The organism is Sphaerochaeta sp. (assembly GCA_022482495.1).
Lineage (GTDB): Bacteria > Spirochaetota > Spirochaetia > Sphaerochaetales > Sphaerochaetaceae > RUG023.
Genome location: JAKVPA010000001.1, coordinates 464,017 through 481,161, shown reverse-complemented (window position 1 = coordinate 481,161; position 17,145 = coordinate 464,017). Strand labels below are relative to the sequence as shown.

Annotated in this window: 16 protein-coding genes and 2 pseudogenes; 14 read left to right on the top strand and 4 right to left on the bottom strand. The window is 56.8% G+C overall.

All coding sequences use genetic code 11. The features are described from left to right. The first annotated feature begins 29 nt into the window (after positions 1-29). From LKE28_02420 to LKE28_02365, 12 genes and pseudogenes are all read left to right on the top strand, one after another. A complete protein-coding gene (locus tag LKE28_02420; protein MCH3907116.1) occupies positions 30-1,403 on the top strand; it encodes a rhamnulokinase in 1,374 nt (457 codons plus the stop codon). Positions 1,404-1,412: 9 nt separating this feature from the next. Further along, entirely contained in the window at positions 1,413-2,660 is a 1,248-nt protein-coding gene (locus LKE28_02415; GenBank protein MCH3907115.1) for an L-rhamnose isomerase, read from the top strand. Next, on the top strand, positions 2,657-3,451 hold the full coding sequence (gene rhaD, locus LKE28_02410; protein MCH3907114.1) for a rhamnulose-1-phosphate aldolase: 795 nt from the start codon (positions 2,657-2,659) through the stop codon (positions 3,449-3,451). The genes LKE28_02415 and rhaD overlap by 4 nt, the downstream gene beginning before the upstream one ends. Before the next feature lie 12 nt (positions 3,452-3,463). Then, a complete protein-coding gene (locus tag LKE28_02405; GenBank protein ID MCH3907113.1) occupies positions 3,464-4,597 on the top strand; it encodes a sugar ABC transporter permease in 1,134 nt (377 codons plus the stop codon). Next, a complete protein-coding gene (locus LKE28_02400) occupies positions 4,590-5,270 on the top strand; it encodes a carbohydrate ABC transporter permease (protein ID MCH3907112.1) in 681 nt (226 codons plus the stop codon). Before LKE28_02405 ends, LKE28_02400 begins: the two co-directional genes overlap by 8 nt. Positions 5,271-5,279: 9 nt before the next feature. Beyond that, positions 5,280-7,337, top strand: a complete 2,058-nt coding sequence (locus tag LKE28_02395; GenBank protein ID MCH3907111.1) for a glycoside hydrolase family 88 protein — start codon at positions 5,280-5,282, stop codon at positions 7,335-7,337. Further along, positions 7,334-8,611, top strand: coding sequence for a glycosyl hydrolase family 28 protein (locus LKE28_02390; protein MCH3907110.1), 1,278 nt, complete (start codon positions 7,334-7,336; stop codon positions 8,609-8,611). Before LKE28_02395 ends, LKE28_02390 begins: the two co-directional genes overlap by 4 nt. Before the next feature lie 190 nt (positions 8,612-8,801). After that, positions 8,802-9,921, top strand: a pseudogene (locus tag LKE28_02385) (extracellular solute-binding protein). A 168-nt stretch (positions 9,922-10,089) separates the two neighbouring features. Further along, entirely contained in the window at positions 10,090-10,287 is a 198-nt protein-coding gene (locus tag LKE28_02380; protein MCH3907109.1) for a hypothetical protein, read from the top strand. A gap of 169 nt (positions 10,288-10,456) precedes the next feature. Further along, the gene (locus LKE28_02375; protein MCH3907108.1) at positions 10,457-11,305 is read left to right on the top strand and encodes a transporter substrate-binding domain-containing protein; all 849 of its coding nucleotides are present in this window, start codon (positions 10,457-10,459) and stop codon (positions 11,303-11,305) included. A 15-nt stretch (positions 11,306-11,320) separates the two neighbouring features. After that, positions 11,321-12,121, top strand: coding sequence for an amino acid ABC transporter permease (locus tag LKE28_02370; protein MCH3907107.1), 801 nt, complete (start codon positions 11,321-11,323; stop codon positions 12,119-12,121). An 11-nt stretch (positions 12,122-12,132) separates the two neighbouring features. Further along, positions 12,133-12,862: pseudogene (locus LKE28_02365) on the top strand (amino acid ABC transporter ATP-binding protein). Here the strand turns inward: LKE28_02365 and LKE28_02360 are convergent. Next, on the bottom strand, positions 12,849-13,730 hold the full coding sequence (locus LKE28_02360) for a LysR family transcriptional regulator (protein MCH3907106.1): 882 nt from the start codon (positions 13,728-13,730) through the stop codon (positions 12,849-12,851). The pseudogene LKE28_02365 and the gene LKE28_02360 sit on opposite strands and share 14 nt — an antisense overlap. A gap of 99 nt (positions 13,731-13,829) precedes the next feature. Between LKE28_02360 and LKE28_02355 the strand changes: the two genes are divergently transcribed. Further along, complete coding sequence (locus LKE28_02355) at positions 13,830-14,408, top strand: chromate transporter (protein ID MCH3907105.1); 579 nt, start codon at positions 13,830-13,832, stop codon at positions 14,406-14,408. Beyond that, positions 14,408-14,962, top strand: a complete 555-nt coding sequence (locus tag LKE28_02350; GenBank protein MCH3907104.1) for a chromate transporter — start codon at positions 14,408-14,410, stop codon at positions 14,960-14,962. The genes LKE28_02355 and LKE28_02350 overlap by 1 nt, the downstream gene beginning before the upstream one ends. Here the strand turns inward: LKE28_02350 and LKE28_02345 are convergent. Genes LKE28_02345 through LKE28_02335 form a run of 3 tightly spaced genes read right to left on the bottom strand, consistent with a single transcriptional unit; the run spans position 14,921 to position 16,976 of the window. Beyond that, positions 14,921-15,352 (bottom strand): Rrf2 family transcriptional regulator, encoded by a 432-nt coding sequence (locus tag LKE28_02345; GenBank protein ID MCH3907103.1) that lies wholly within the window; start codon positions 15,350-15,352, stop codon positions 14,921-14,923. The two genes, LKE28_02350 and LKE28_02345, sit on opposite strands and share 42 nt — an antisense overlap. Before the next feature lie 7 nt (positions 15,353-15,359). Further along, on the bottom strand, positions 15,360-15,671 hold the full coding sequence (locus LKE28_02340; protein ID MCH3907102.1) for a rhodanese-like domain-containing protein: 312 nt from the start codon (positions 15,669-15,671) through the stop codon (positions 15,360-15,362). Positions 15,672-15,722: 51 nt separating this feature from the next. Beyond that, positions 15,723-16,976: a B12-binding domain-containing radical SAM protein gene (locus tag LKE28_02335; protein ID MCH3907101.1), complete on the bottom strand. Its 1,254-nt coding sequence runs from the start codon at positions 16,974-16,976 to the stop codon at positions 15,723-15,725. Between the last annotated feature and the right edge of the window lie 169 nt (positions 16,977-17,145).

Sequence of the window (17,145 nt, the reverse complement as noted above, 5' to 3'; positions counted from 1 at the left end):
CCGGGCGATAGTATCAAGTGGAGGGAAGGATGGAACACTGCACCATCGACATTGGGGCGTCCAGTGGCAAAATGTTGTGCGCCCACTTGGACTCAGGGAAAATCGTCTCTCACGTTGTCCATCGGTTCCCCAATGGCTTGTCCGAACATGACGGACACCTCGTCTGGGATCTCGACCGCCTGTTTCAGGAAATCCTCACCGGCTTGGCATTGGCCAGGCAGGCGGGATGCCGGATCGACACCATCGCCATTGACACGTGGGGCGTGGATTTCGTGCTGGTGGACGCCTATGGAAAACGGATCGGGGACGCCGTCGCCTACCGGGACAAACGTACCGATGGCGTGTTCTGCCCGGTAAGCCAGGAAGAACGGTATCGGATCACGGGAATCCAGCACCTGCCGTTCAACACGATTTACCAACTGCTTGCCCTGAAACAGGAGCATCCGGAGCAGTTGGAGCAGGCTGCGTTCCTGCTGATGATTCCCGATTATCTTTCCTATCTTCTCACCGGCACGATGCGGCAGGAGTACACCAACGCCACAACCACCGGTTTGGTCGACGCCATTTCGGGAAGCTGGGACCGTGATTTGATCGCCCGCCTGGGTCTGCCCCAGCGGCTGTTTGGACGCCTTTCCCATCCGACGGACAGTTACGGACCGCTTTCCGAACCGATATCCAGGAAGCTGGGATTCCAGGCCACCGTGCTCGCCGCCCCGAGCCATGATACGGCAAGCGCCGTGCTTGGCAGTCCGTTGGACGAACAGAGTGCCTTCCTTTCCAGTGGTACCTGGTCCTTGTTGGGGTGCGTGATGGACCATCCCGTCCTGACCGACCAGGCGAGGAAAGCCAATTTCACCAACGAAGGAGGAGTCGACGGAACCATCCGGCTCCTGCGCAATCTGATGGGCTTGTGGATGATCCAATCCATCCGGAAGGAACAGGAAGACGCACCGTCGTTCGACGCGATCGAACAGGCGGCCAGAGCGGCGGACATCAAATCCCGTGTGGATGTGGAGAACATCCGTTTCCTGGCACCAAAATCGATGAGCGAAGAAGTGAAGGCTGCCTGCAGGGAGAGCGGACAACCGGTCCCCCGGAGTCTGGGGGAGCTTGCCGGATGTGTCTACCACAGCCTTGCCGAGGGCTACGCCCGCAACTTGGACGAGTTGGAACGGCTTTCCGGTCGAAAATTCCGGAAGATTTGCATCGTCGGGGGAGGCAGCAAGGACCGGTTCCTTTGCCAGCTGACGGCCAACGCGTCGGGACGCGAAGTGGCCGCCGGTCCGGATGAAGGGACGGGGTATGGCAACCTCCTTTCCCAGATGCTTGCATCAGGAGAACTATCGGATATCCAGGAAGCACGGAAACGTGCTGTCCCGGTCCGTGAAGATTGTGACCTATAGGAGTGAGACATGACGGATCGATATCAACAGGCAAAAGAAGCGTACGCCGCATACGGCGTGGATACGGACAAAGCGCTCAAGGCGCTTTCTTCCATTCCTATTTCGATGCATTGCTGGCAAGGCGATGACGTGATGGGGTTCGAGCATGGCGGAACGGCGCTCTCCGGCGGCATCCAGACGACGGGAAACTACCCAGGCAGGGCGCGCACCCCATCGGAACTGATGGACGACCTGAGATTGGCCCTCTCGGAGATCGGGGGAAAGAAGCGGCTGAACCTCCATGCCAGTTACCTCGTCACCAATGAGGAAGTGGACCGCGACGCCATCGAGCCAAAGCATTTCACCGCGTGGGTGCAGTTCGCCAAGGAACAGCACCTGGGGTTGGATTTCAACCCGACCTGCTTCAGCCATCCGATGGTGCAGCACAACCTGACCCTCTCCAGTCCGGATGACCGGGTTCGGGCATTCTGGGTGGAGCATTCCCGGCGGTGCAGGATCATCGCCTCGTCGTTCGCCAAGGAATTGGGGGACTATAGCCTGTGCAACCTGTGGATTCCCGATGGATACAAGGATATTCCCGCCGACCGGCTGGGGCCGCGCCTCCGGCTGAAGGACAGTCTGGACAAGATTTTTGACAAACCGCTTCCCGGCGTGATCGACAGTGTGGAGTCCAAGGTGTTCGGCATCGGGCTTGAGTCGTTCACCGTCGGTTCCAACGAGTTCTACGGTGCCTACGCGGCGCACCATCCCGGTGTCTACCAACTATTGGACAACGGACACTTCCATCCGACGGAGATGGTCAGCGAGAAACTTTCCGCGTTGCTCTGCTTCAACAAGTATGTGCCGCTCCATGTGACCCGACCGGTGCGCTGGGACAGCGACCATGTGGTGATCCTGGACGATGAGCTGAAGGAGATCGCCAAGGAAATCGTCCGCAATCATGCCACCGACCGGGTGTTGATTGGCCTGGATTACTTTGACGCGTCGATCAACCGGATCGCCGCCTGGATCATCGGGACGCGGAACATGCAGAAGGCGCTTTTGTACGCCTTGTTGCAACCCTCGGATGAGATGAAGGAACTGCAGGATGATTGCCGGTTCACCGAACTGCTTGCCCTTGGTGAGGAGATGAAGACGTTGGATATGGGCGCCGTCTGGGATGAGTTCCTTGACCAGAACGGGGTGGACAAGGGAATGGGATGGATGGACAAAGTCTCTGCCTATGAGAAAAACGTCCAGAGGAGGAGAGGATCATGACGTTGGCGATGGAAGGCTTCAGCCGGTTGTGCACCGATGGGTGGACACTGGGATGGCATGAGCGGAACGGCGGGAACCTGTCCTACCGGATGAGTGATGATGATGTGCGGGACGCGTGGAGCCTGTTCACCGATGGTCCGGTGTTCAAGCTTCCCAAGCCGATCAAAGAGGTGGCCGGCGTCTATTTCATGGTCACCGGGACGGGACGGTTCATGCGCAACGTCTCCATCGACCCGCAGCACAGCTACGGCATCATCCGCATCAACGATGACGGCGATGGATACCAGATTCTTTGGGGCTTGTCCGGCGGGCGGCCCACTTCTGAGCTTCCCACCCACCTTTTGAACCATGCCGTCCGGTATCGGGCCACCGGAGGGAAGTGCCATGTGATCTACCATGCCCATCCTGCGAACATCACCGCGCTGACCTATTGCATTCCCCCTGATGCCCGGACGTTGACCCGGATCCTGTGGAAGAGCGAGACGGAATGCGCCGTGGTGTTCCCCCAGGGCATCGGCGTGGTGCCGTGGATGGTTCCCGGTGGTACGGAGATTGCTGAAGCGACGGCCAAGCTGATCCGTCTGTATCCCGCCGTGGTCTGGGCGTTTCATGGTGCGTTCGCCAGCGGCGCGACGTTTGACGAGGCGTTCGGCCTGATGCACACCATCGAAAAGGCGGCGGAGATCTACCTGAAGGCGAAGAGCGTGGGGATCGTCAATACGATCACCGACGATGACCTCAGGGTGCTTGCCGATGCCTTCGGCGTGACGCTCAACCCGGAATTCCTATAAGGAGAGAACCTGATGCCGAAATTGTTTTCCAACCATTCAGCGAAGATTGCGTCGTTTTCCGAACGGCGCAGCCACTCGATGGACAACATCGCAGGGTATGCGTTCATCAGCCCATGGCTCCTCGGGTTCCTGCTGTTTTCGCTGATCCCGATGCTGTTGTCGCTGTACTACGCGTTCTGTGACTATGACATCCTGGGCTCTCCAGTGTTCTCCGGCCTGTCCAACTTCCGCAAGATGGCCGGAGACGCCAACTTCTGGCAGTCCCTGAAAGTGACGTTCTACTATGCGTTTGTTTCCGTACCACTCCGACTGGTGTTCGCGTTTTTCGTCGCGCTGCTGTTCAACAAGGGAAGCAGGATCATCCGGGTCTATCAGGCGGCGTACTACATCCCGTCCGTGGTGGGCGGATCAATCGCCATCGCCGTGACGTGGCGTCGGCTGTTCATGGCGGACGGCGCATTCAACGCGTTTCTGGGCAAACTGGGCATCCAGAGCAATATTTCCTGGATCGGACGGCCTTCCACCGCCATCTGGACGCTGATTCTCCTGGCTGTCTGGCAGTTTGGTTCTTCCATGTTGATCTTCCTTGCAGGCCTGCGGCAGATCCCCAAAGTGTACTATGAGGCGGCGGAGATTGATGGAGCAGGGTGGTGGATGCAGTTCGTCCACATCACCCTCCCGCAGATCACCTCGGTGATCTTCTTCAACCTGGTGATGCAGTTGATCAACGGTTTCACCGTCTTCACCCAGGCGTTCGTCGTCTCGGGGGGAACGGGAGACCCGCTGAACTCCACGTTGGTCTATGCGTTGTACCTGTACCAACAGGCGTTCAAGTACTTTGACATGGGGCTACTCGAGCGCGATGGCATGGGTGCTTGTCATCATCATCGGTGTGTTCACCGGGATCATCTTCAAGACCAGCGACAGCTGGGTGTTCTACGAATCCAAGGGGAGCAAATAAATGAACGCGCACGCAAAACGAATGGGAAAAACCATTGTAGGACGTATCTGCTTCCACGGCTTTGTCATTTTGCTGGGATGGTTCATGCTGTATCCCGTCTTTTGGATGGTCTTCAGCTCGTTCAAGGCGAATACGGAGATTTTCAACACCACGCGCCTCTGGCCGACGGTCTGGCATTTGGATAACTATGTGCGTGGATGGAAGTTCAACAATTCCATCACGTTCACCACGTTTTTCAAGAACTCGTTCTTCTATACGATCGTCAGCACCCTCGGAGCGGTGTTCGCTTCTTCCCTGGTAGCCTACGGATTCAGCAGGATTCCGTTCAAAGGCAGGAACTTCTGGTATGCGTTGATGTTCGTCACGATGATGCTTCCCTACCAGGTCGTCATGGTGCCGCAGTTCATTCTGTTCCAAAAGATGGGATGGGTGAATACGTTCAAACCGTTGATCATCCCGCAGTTCGCCGGCCTGCCGTTCTTCATCTTCCTGATGATCCAGTTCATCCGGCAAATTCCGTACGAACTGGACGATTCGGCGAAGATTGATGGATGCAACCGGTTTGGCGTCTTCTGGAGAATCCTGTTCCCGTTGATCAAACCGGCGGTGATCACCAGTACAATCTTCAGTTTCTACTGGAGATGGGATGATTTCCTTGGTCCGTTGCTCTTCTTGAACAACCCGAAGCAGTACACCGTTTCCTTGGCTTTGCGTATGTTCAGCGATCCGCAGACCTCCACCGACTGGTCCGCCGTGTTCGCCATGGGAACGCTTTCCCTTGTCCCGGTGATCTTGATCTTCCTGGTATTCCAGAAATACATCGTCGAAGGCTTGGTGACCACCGGCATGAAGAATTAGGAAGGAAAAATGCGATACTTTCCAGAAGCTCGGCAGGTGCGGGGGGATGCCCGCAAGATCATCGCCTCACGGTACATGGATGCCAACCCACCGGAACCGTACACGTTTCGTCCGTTCACCACGGCCGGGGTCGTGCGTGGCCCGGATTACCGCTACGACATGGACCTCACCCGAAGGTTTCCGGATGCGCCTCTCCACAGCGTCTGTTACCTGTGGGGGAGGCTTCCCAGTGTGGACGGATCTCCAAAGGATGCGTTGCTCATCCCCCATGGTCCTGCCCAATTGTATGTGAACGGCAGAAAACTGCTTACCGTTTCTGTCCAGGCGGAGCGGTTCGCCACACCGATTTCCGTCACGCTTCCCCTGAAGAAAGGCAACAACTCCATTGTGCTGTGCTTTGAGAAAACGGTGGCGGGATTCGGAGGGGAATTCGGGACTTGGCTAGGGAAACTTGACTACTATTTCCTCCTTCCCAAGAAGGATGAAGAAGGCTTCTTGGTCTCCCGACCGCTGGAACATCGTCTGGATGATCTCTCGCCGATGGCGCTGCGTTCCCTGCCATGGATACGTGAAACGAACGAAGGGCCAACGGGGGACGTCTTTGGCCGGTTGTTTCCCACGGCGAAAGAGGGCCAGTGCGCTGTCGCGCTGGTCACGTATACGTCGCATGAAGCAGAACCTCTGGAAGTGAATGGCGCGGATGCCCTGTTGGTGGATGGCGCCACGGTCCCCAACCACACGATGGTAGACCAGGGAACTCATCAGATGATGATCGCCTCAATCCGAAAAGGGGAGCGATGGGGTTTTGTCATCAAAGGGAAAGGCAAATGTTCCAATGCATTGCTCACCCGGCCCTGCAGCCTCGCGTTCTGCTACGCAGGACCTTTTTCTGACCTGGACACCGCACTGGCGTCCATCCGGACGGATGACGTGTTTGAAACCACCCAAGGGGTGTCGTTCTGGCGTCTTGACCAGCCGGAGAGCTGGGTGCGGATGTACAACGACAACCCGCTGTTCGGGCATTGGAATTATCCGCTGGGCGTGACGTTGTATGGGCTGTGCATGACGGAGCGTGCGTACCGCTCGGAGGATCCCTCATTCGCCGACCGGATCCATGCCTATCTGAACGCACACCTGGGAGCTTCCATCTCCACCTATCGCTACGCACTGTGGGACAAGGCGCATCTGGGCGGTGCGACGGCGGTGCACCATCTGATGACCAGTCTGGACAGCCTGGACGACTGCGGGTCGTTCTGTTCCACCTTGCTGGAGATCGCCAAGGATCATGAGCTTCCCGACTACGCTCCCTTGGTGGACGCCGTTGCAGAGCACATCCTGCATCATCAAGCGCGCCTGGAGGATGGAACCTTCTACCGGAAAGACCAGATGCATTCGTTCCACAATGGAACGATGTGGGCGGATGACCTGTACATGTCCGTGCCGTTTTTGGTGCGGTATGCGGCCTATACCCATGATCTTTCCGTGTTGGATGACGCCGCCCGTCAGTTTCTGGGGTTCGCCAAACGGTTGTATCTGCCGGAGAAACAGTTGTTTTCCCATGTCTATGACCTGAAACGTGGTTTTGCCACGGGAATTCCCTGGGGACGGGGAAACGGGTGGGTGCTGTTCAGCCTGTCCGAACTGTTGATGAACCTCACCCCAAGCCATCCTCAGTACACCCCATTGCTTGGGCTGTTCCGTTCGCTTTCCCAGGGATTCCTGAAGGTGCAAGGGGCGAACGGCATGTGGCACCAGGTGCTGGATATGCCGGATTCGTATGAAGAGGCAAGTTGTACGGCGATGTTTGCCGCATCCTACTTCCGAGGCGTCCGCTTCGGATGGTTGGAGGATAATGCGCACTACCTTCGCGCGGCGGAACATGCCGTGTCGGCGTTGCAAAGCCGCTGCATTGACACCGACGGTCACCTGTACGGCGTGTGCAGAGGGTCGGAATTCTCCTTCTCGCCGGACTACTATGCGCATCGGTTGCTTCCCCGTCTTGATGACACCCATGGCATCGGCATCGTTTTGATCGCCTTGGACGAAGCGGAAAGGAGCCGTGCATGAACCGGATGCTTGATCTGTGCAGCTTCGGAATACAACCAGATGACACGCTGGTACAGACGGATGCCATCCAGAAGGCGTTTGACTCCCTTGCGGCAGGGGGAGGCGGGACGTTGTATGTTCCCAAGGGCACGTTTTGCTCCGGTGCCTTGATGGTCCCCCATGGGGTGAACCTTACTATTGATGGGACGTTGAAAGGAAGCGCGGACATCAAGGACTATCCGATACGGGAAACCCGGTATGAAGGGCGTACCGCCCTATGGCCGGACGCGCTCCTGAATGTCATCGATGCGGAACACTTTGTGTTGGACGGAACGGGTTCGTTGGACGGGAATGGGATTCCGTTCTATGCGGAATTCTGGAAGAAGCGGGAAGAAGCCATCGAGGCGGGGAGACCGTTCGTAAACCATGATGTCCCGCGTCCCCGTTTGCTGTATGTCGCCCATGGACGGAACATCACCATCCGGAACGTTCATCTGGTGAATTCCGGCTTTTGGAACATCCATCTGTACGACTGTGAGCAGGTCGTGGTGGAAGGAGTTACCGTCACCTCGCCGCATGGACCGGTCAGGGCAGCATCCACCGATGGAATCGATCTTGACGCGTCGCGTCATGTGGTGGTCCGTGATTGCACCTTCAGTGTGGATGACGACTGCATCTGCCTGAAAGGCGGAAAAGGACCGGACGCCCATCTGGTCAATCCCCCTACCAGCGACATTCTCGTCGAGCGATGTACCGTGGGATTCGGGCATGGTGTGGTGACCTTCGGCAGCGAAGCGTGCCGGGTTTCCGACGTGACCATCCGGGACATGAACGTGACCGGGGAAAACCAGCTGGTCCGGTTCAAGTTCCGTGAGGACACCGACCAGTTGTTTGAACGAATTCGGTTTGAACAGATCACCATGCAGGACGGGTGGGTGTTTTCCATCCGTCCTTGGATCAGCCGGCAGGATGAGGTGTTGGGAAAGGGGTTGCCTTCTGTCATCCGGGGGCTTGTCGTACAGGATGTCACCGCGACGGACGTGAAAAGTCCCGGGGTGATTTTGGCTGATCCTCCCCAGACGGTGGTGGAAGGGTTGGAGATACGCCGTGTGCGTATCACCACAGCCAAGGGAGGGGATGCGTCCCTGTCACGCCACGACCGGTTTGAGGAGACGGAGCATGCCGATCCCCACCATCTGTCCATCAAAGGGGTTGGTTCCTGTACGATGGAGGAGGTGTGGATTGATGGGGCAAAGATACCGTATCAAGGAAATCAATGCGTGGATACGCATTAAAATAGGAGGAACTATGAAGAGAAAATGGTGTGTTGTGGTGTCGGTCTTGTTGCTGGCTGCCACTGCGGTGTTCGCCCAAGGTTCGGGTGAAAGCACGGCGAAAAAGGCGGATGAGCCTACGACGATGCGGCTTGCATGGTGGGGGAATCCCACGCGTGATGAGCGTACCATCAAAGCTGCGGAATTGTACATGCAACAGCATCCGGAAGTGAAGATTGAGACGGAAACCACCGGATGGTCCGGCTACTGGGACAAGATGAACACCCAGGCTGCTGCCGGTTCGTTGCCCGATCTGATGCAGCACGACTATGCTTACATGTTGCAGTGGGTCAAACGCAACCAGCTGAAACCGCTGGATGACTATGTGAAGAGCGGAGTGATCGACCTGTCTGACGTCAATCCATCGTTCTTGGAATCAGGAAAGGTGAACGGGAAGCTGTATCGGCGTCAACCTTGGGATCCAATGCGGTCTGTCTGACCTATGATCCCGCCGTGCTGAAGCCGCCGGCATTCCTGAGCCGGATGACACCACCTGGACGTGGGAGGATTTTGAGAAGATCGCGCTGACCATCTACCAGAAGACTGGTGTGAAGACGATGCCGTTCTTTGCCACCGATCCGAAGGTCGGTTTCGACAACCTGATCCGTCAGAGCGGAGCGGCCACGTACAATCCCAATGGCAGCGGACTCGGCTTTACCGATCCTTCCGTCCTGAAGGAGTACTACGCCATTCAGCTCAGACTGTTGGATGCCGGTGCCCTGATCGACCCGGAGATCGCGTTCGTCAACACGACGCCCGCCGAATCCGAGTTCGCCAAAGGACGCAGTTGGGTCGAGTGGCTGTGGTCCAACCAGTTCGTCGCCTATCAGGCGGGTGCCAACCGTCCATTGAAGCTGGCGCTGTTGCCGTTGATCAAAAACCCGGTAAAGAAAGGCACGTTCCTCAAAGCATCCATGTTCTTCGCCATTCCTGCTTCGGCAAAGAACCCGGATGAAGCGGCGAAATTCATCAGCGCATTCACCAATGACATCGCCATGAACGACATTTTGCTTGGCGAGCGTGGCGTTCCTGTCGCCACCAAAGTCCGGGAGAACATGTCAGGCAAACTCAATGAGGTCAACCAGGAGATCTTCGCCTACGTCGGACACGTGGCGGACAACTCCAGCGCCATTGATCCTCCGGATCCACCGAAGGCTGGTGAGTTCCTGAAGATGGTACGTGACCAGTCCATGGCTATCCTGATGAAGCGGGTCAGCCTGGATGAGGGCGTGAAAGCCATCATGGATCAAGGAAACGCCATTTTGAAGTAAAGGGTTTTTCAGGAAGGCACGAGGGTGGAGACATCCCCGTGCCTCTGTATTACTGAGCACCATGGGAGGAAAAACAGATTCGTGCAGAATCCCTCCAAACAAAGGAAAGGGGCAGGTTTCATGGCATAACAACGCAAGAACGTATCCAATGATATGATCATCCATCCCGTGGAACGCTCCAGAAAGAGATGGAAAAATAGGGTAGGCACCGGGAAGGAAACCATTTCTGGTATGTTGGCCTGGGCACTTTCCTCGGTATTTGATATTGATGCTTCGTTTTGGATCACGTTGCAGGCAACCTATGACAAGGAAATGCCGCAAGCGGGAAACGGTGCATACGTGCGGTTTGTTTGTGCCAAAGCGTAAGGAAATGCAGTTTTCGCAGAGCTGATGTACTTCGCCCAACGGAAAGAAAACTTCCGAGAATGTTATCTAAATAACAAATATTTTGATTTCATAACATGTTGACTATTAAATAACGACAAAGTATGCTATCACCCAAAAGATACGGATGATCCGTAGGGGAGAGTTCCTTATGAAAAAAACAATTCTTGTCGTTTTGATGGTTTGTATCGCCTGCTTTGGCGTGTTCGCCCAAGGCACCAAGGAAAGCGCAGCCACTGCCGCACCGGAGAAGAAAACGCTCCGTGTCGCCATGGAATGCGCCTATGCACCGTACAACTGGACGCAGACGGATGACTCCAACGGAGCCGTTCCCATCGCGGATTCCACTGATTACGCCTATGGGTATGATGTCATGATGGCCAAGTTGATCGCCGAGAAGCTCGGCTACAACCTCTCCATCGTCAAGCTTGACTGGGATTCCCTGGTCCCCGCCGTCCAGTCCGGTACCGTCGACTGCGTCATCGCCGGCCAGTCCATCACCAGCGACCGGTTGCAGATGGTTGATTTCACCACGCCGTACTACTACGCCTCCATCGTCACGCTGACCAACAAGGACAGCAAGTACGCCAACGCCAAAGGCCTGAAGGACCTCGCCGGAGCGACAGCGACCAGCCAGCTGGGAACCATCTGGTATGACAACTGCCTGCCGCAGATTCCCAACGCCAAGATCCTGCCTGCCCAGGAGTCCGCTCCCGCCATGTTGGTCGCCTTGAACAGCAAACGGGTGGACATCGTCTGCACTGATATGCCGACCGCCCAGGCCGCGTTGGTCGCCTATCCCAACATGAAGATCCTGGATTTCGCCGGAACTGATGACGACTACCAGGTCAGCCAGGAAGAGATCAACATCGGAGTCTCCGTTTCCAAGAAGAATCCTGAGTTGACCAAAGCGATCAACGGCGTGCTCGCCACGCTGACGGTGGATGACTTCAATCGCATGATGAACGAAGCGATCGCCGTCCAGCCGCTTTCCAACTAAAAGAGAGCCAGCGGCATGACCATTTCCCAAATGAATTTCTTCCAGCGGATGGGGTATATTTTCCAAAAATATTCCCTGTCCCTGGCCAAAGGGGCGGCGACCACCATGGTGATAGCTTTGGTGTGCACCGCCCTTGGGTGTGTCATCGGCTTCGCCGTCGGAATCGTCCAGACACTGGAACCGAAGAAAAAGACTGGACCGGTGGCTCGGGCGTTGTTGAAGTTCTTCAAGGTGATCCTGACCATCTACGTCGAGGTGTTCCGTGGAACCCCGATGATGCTCCAGGCAGCTTTCATCTACTACGGTGCAAGCCAGCTGTTCGGCATCAACATGGGAATGTGGTCTGCCGCAATCCTGATCGTCTCGGTGAACACCGGGGCGTACATGGCCGAGACGGTACGGGGAGGCATCCTCTCCGTCGATCCTGGCCAGACGGAAGGGGCCCGTTCCATCGGGATGAACCACTTCCAGACGATGATGTACGTAATCCTTCCCCAGGCGTTGAGGAACATCATGCCGCAGATCGGCAACAACTTGATCATCAACATCAAGGATACCTGTGTGCTTTCCATCATCGGTACGGTGGAGCTGTTCTTCACGTTCAAGAGCATCTCCGGAGCGCTGTACACCTACTTCGAGGCGGCGACCGTCACGATGATCATCTACTTCGTGCTGACCTTCTCCTGTTCGCGGATCCTCCGCAAGGTGGAGAAGAAGATGGACGGGCCGGAGAACTTCGACCTTGCAACCAATGACACGCTGGCGTTCACCAGCGGCCTGCAGCACTACGATGCCCAAACGAGGAGGGTGCTCTGATGGCTGAGGAAATCCTGTCCATCCAACACCTGTCCAAGAGTTTCGGCACCAACCTGGTGCTGAAGGATATTGATTTCCGCGTGATGCAGGGCGATGTAACCTCGATCATCGGATCCTCAGGATCCGGCAAGAGCACATTGCTTCGCTGCATCAACCTGCTGGAAGATCCCACAAGCGGTTCCATCCTGTTCCATGGCAAGAGCATCCTGGACGGCGGTGTGGATGAGGACTCCTACCGGACCAAGGTCGGGATGGTGTTCCAGAGCTTCAACCTGTTCAACAATCTCTCCGTACTGGAAAACTGCGTCATCGGGCAGGTCAAGGTGCTGAAGAAAGAAAAGAACGTCGCCAAGAAAGACGCCATCACCTATCTGGACAAGGTGGGGATGGCCGCGTACATCAACGCCAAAGCCCCGCCAGCTCTCCGGAGGCCAGAAACAGCGTGTGGCCATCGCCCGCGCCTTGGCCATGCAGCCGGAAGTGTTGTTGTTTGACGAACCGACCAGCGCGCTGGATCCGGAGATGGTCGGCGAAGTGCTGGATGTCATGAAGGTTCTGGCCAAAGAGGGGATGACCATGCTGGTCGTCACCCATGAGATGATCTTCGCCCGTGAGGTGTCCACCCAGGTGGTGTACATGGCCGACGGGAAGATCGAGGAGCAGGGAAGTCCGGAGCAGATTTTCAAAAATCCCAAGAGCCCCCGCACCAAGGACTTCCTTTCCCGGTTCAACGAGTCGTGACGGTGTGGCAGAGGGCGATGAACTGACGCGCCGAGGCGCTCAGGTACTTGTCCTTGTGCCAGATCAACGAATGGGTACGCTCAAGCGATACACCCTCCAAGGGGCGTGTCGCCACACTCCCTTCCTCAATTGCGTTCTCTGCCAGCTGGAATGGCAAAAATGAAACACCGATGCCATGGGCGACCGCCTGGAGCAACGCCTGGGTGCTGGTGCTCTCCCAAAGTGGATCGATCTTCATGCCATGGATGGCGAACACCTGGTCGAGAAACGTCCGTCCCGCGCTGCCCGGTTCCCGAAGCAACATCGGCTTGTCCTTGAAATCCTCAAGGTGCAGCATGTCGTTCTCCAAAAGAGGATCATGCGGGGGCAGGACGGGAACCAGACGGTCATGGGAAAACGGTTCGGCATGCAACCACGGTTCGTCGGCCAAGCCTTCCACCATGCCGATGTCCAGTTCGTTGCGGAAGATCCCTTCCTTGATGGTCTCCGCATTGGCGATGCGCACCTTCACCACCAGTGACGGGTACTGAAGCCGGAAACGTGAGACCAGTTCAGGGAGCAGGAAACCACCCAGTGTGACGCTTGATCCGATCCGGAGCAATCCTTCCTCATCCCAATCCTTCACGCCATGTTCCATCCGGTCAAACGCGTCGACGATGTGCAGCGCCTGGTCATACAACCGGTTGGCCAGTTCCGTCGGCTGGATCCGGTGGCCGATCCGGTCAAACAGGCGCACCCCATAGCCACTTTCCAGTTCCTTGATGCTCCTGCTGACGGCAGGCTGCGTCATGGACAGCTCCTGTGCCGCCTGGGTGATGTTCCCCTTCTGGTAGACGGTGACGAAGATTCTCAGGTGCCGGATCGTCATGGTTTCTTTCCTCCATGCTTGTTTTGGTATGATATCCATACAATAAGAGCATTTTACATATGGTGCAAGAACTCGGTATGATGGACAAAAGGGGAACGTATGGAAACGAAGGAACGAAAGCCCAGCCTTGTCACGCTGTTCTTCTCCATCTTGTACATCAGCGCCTTCACCTTTGGTGGGGGATTCGTCATCGTCACTTTCATGAAGAAGAAGTTCGTCGACCAGCTCCACTGGATTGATGAAGAGGAGATGCTGGACTACATCGCCCTGGCCCAGTCATCACCGGGAGCCATTGCGGTGAACGCGTCCATTTTGGTCGGCTGGAAGATAGGCGGGCTGGCAGGCATGCTGATCGCCGTCCTGGCCGCCATCATTCCCCCGATGGCCATCATCACGGCCATTTCGTTCGCCTATCAGGCGTTCGCCTCCAACAGGATCGTCGCCATGGCGCTTCGGGGCATGCAGGCCGGAGTAGGGGCGGTGATGCTGGATGTGGTCTTCACTCTGGGAGGAAACGTCCTCAAGCAGAAATCCTGGATTTTGATCGTCCTGATGATCGCCTCGTTCCTCGCAGCGTACCTCTATGACGTCAACGCATCGATCCTTATTTTGACGGTGCTTGCCCTGGTGTTGGCAGGGAACCTGGCAAAACGGATCCAGAAGGGGAGGAAAAGCTGATGCTGTTCCAACTGTTTCTCAGCTTCGTGCAGGTGGGGCTGTTCAGCGTCGGGGGCGGATACGCCGCCATTCCGTTGATCAAAAGTTCCATCATCGACACGCACGGGTGGATCACCCTCTCAGAGTTCACCGATCTGATCACCATCGCAGAGATGACTCCCGGACCGATCGCCGTCAATGCGGCGACGTTCGTCGGCATCAAGGTTGCAGACATTCCCGGGGCGTTCGTCGCCACGTTCGGCTGCATCCTTCCGTCCTGCTTCATTGTTTCTCTTTTGGCCTACGCCTACCGGAAGTATCATTCGCTCCCGTTGATCCAGGACATGCTCTCCGGCCTCAGACCGGTGGTCGTAGCCTTGATCGCCTCGGCGACGATTTCCATCGTCCAGATGGTGGTGGTCAACGGCAAAGCCGCCGACCTGACCGGCATCGTGCTGATGGTCGCCGCATTCTGCCTGATCCATTTCCGCAAGCTCAATCCAATCATCGCCATGGTCGGATGCGGCGCAGCATCACTGGTGGTCCACGGGCTGTTTGGCGTCCCGCTCTCCTGATGATTCCAGCTCCTCGTCGATGCTTTGGATGGTCACCGTCTGGAGGAACTGTTTGCACTTCGCGTCCAACTCCTGGGCGATGGAACGCATCTTCGGTCCCATGCCACGGGAAATGACGCAGTTGGGATCCGTCCCTCCACTCTCCCAGGAAAGGGAGACACACTGGACGCCGAGAAGCTCGGCAACCTCCCGCAACGTGATGGACCTGGAATCTTTCGCCAACAGATAGCCACCGTCAACCCCTTCCCGGGAGGTGACCAGGCCGGCACCCGTCAGGGATGCCATCACCTTGCGCACCCGGCTGGAACTGGTACGGATGTTTTCGGCAAGCTTGCTGCTGGACCACGCCTCATTGGTATGGGCCAGACAGACCAGTGCGTGGACGGCCACGCAGAAGTCACTTTGCATAGCCGTACGGCCAGGACATGATGCTTCCCAGGTCCTGGACATTGGTGTATCCCGCCTTTTGCATGATCCTCTTGGCCATCATGCTGCGGCTTCCTGAATGACAGTAGACGATGTACGTCTTCGCCTTGTCAGGAATGGCGGAGAAGTTGTTCGGCATGTCTCCCAGGGTGAGCAGTTTCGCTCCCGGGATATGGGCTTCCTGGAATTCCGGGCGGGTCCGGACGTCCAACAACACGGCTTCCCCGCTGTCGATCAGTTTCTTGGCCTCTTCCGGCCGAATATGTGTGGAATGAAAAAACATGGTTTCACGCTCCTTGATTAACTGTATTTATATTGAATACAGTTTAGACCGTCAAGAGCCTGACTTCTGGTAGGTGAGATTTGCCCAGTCGGCGTGCCGGAGCTGGTAGAACGGACTCTTGGTAACGGTGCGGGAGAGCACCCGGGCCGCGAATGTCCCCAGGCGCATGGTGCTCCACATCCTCAGTCTCTGCCGGCCATAGCGGTGGCCGAACAATCTTCCGATGCGAAGCGCCGAACGGAATGTGTAGAAACGGTCGGAAGCGTGGTAGAACGCTTCCTGCAGCTGCCACGCCGTCATCTGTTTGGGCTGGAACGTCACGCTCATCATGTCGTACCGTGTCCAGTCGCTGACGTGAATCCGTCCTGAATCCTTCATTTCCTGGTACACCGGGGTGCCGGGATACGGGGTGAGAATGGCAGGTTGGAGCTGATAGGCGTCGATGCGGGAGGCGAACGAAACCGCCTTGTCGATGTCCGACAGGCTGTCGTCGTCGATGCCCAGGACGATCGAGGCGATGACCCGGATGCCGTGCTTCCTGCACGCCTCGGCGGCGTCCTTGATGTCCTGGACGCTCTGTCCTTTGTGGATCCGGTCCAGCGCCTTCTGGTTGAGCGACTCGATGCCCATCAACACCCGGGTCAGATGTGCTTCCTTCAGAAGGTCGAGCAGTTCCTCATCCTTTGCCAGATCGGTGCGGCCGAAGAAGAAGGTCTCGTCGAACTGCAGGTGGCCTGCGATGATGCCCCGGAGAATCTCTTTTGCCCGTTCCTTGTCCGCCGTGAAGTTGTCGTCCTCGAAGTTCATGTACCGGAACCCCTGTTCCTTGTCTTGCCGTATCTCTTGCAGGACGTTGGCGACGCTCCGTTTGCGGTACGGGGCGAACATCCTGCTGGTGGAACAGAACGTACAGCGGAACGGACAGCCACGGCTGGTGATGATGTTGGCCGCCTTGCAAGGGGTCTTCAGGATGGAGTAGTCGGGAAACGGCGCCTGGTCAAGATCCTCAAGCGGCTGGCAATGGACGATCTTCTCCGTCCGTCTCCCTTCGATGACGTCCAGGATGGCCGTCTCCCCCTCGCCGACCATCACCTGGTCGGCATGGAGGGCCGCTTCCTCGGGCATGGCGGTGGCATGGATGCCGCCGATGATCAGTCGCGCCTTGGGATTCCCCTTCCTGATGCGGTCGCACAGCTCATAGGCGCGCGGCGCGTTGCTTGTCATGATGGAAAAGCAAAACACATCGGTAATAGGGATCAAACGGTCGTACGGCACATCCCCATTGAGCTCTTCGTACACGCTCACCTGGTGTCCCTGCCTTCTTCAGCATGCCGCCAAGGATCAACGGACCGGTGATGCTGTTTGATTTTCCATATGTCTTTCCGCCCCACCGATACGGCTTCATACGCCGCATGAACGGCGCGGGGATGATCCAAACAATGCGCATGTTCCCGCTACGAACCTCCGAAACTGC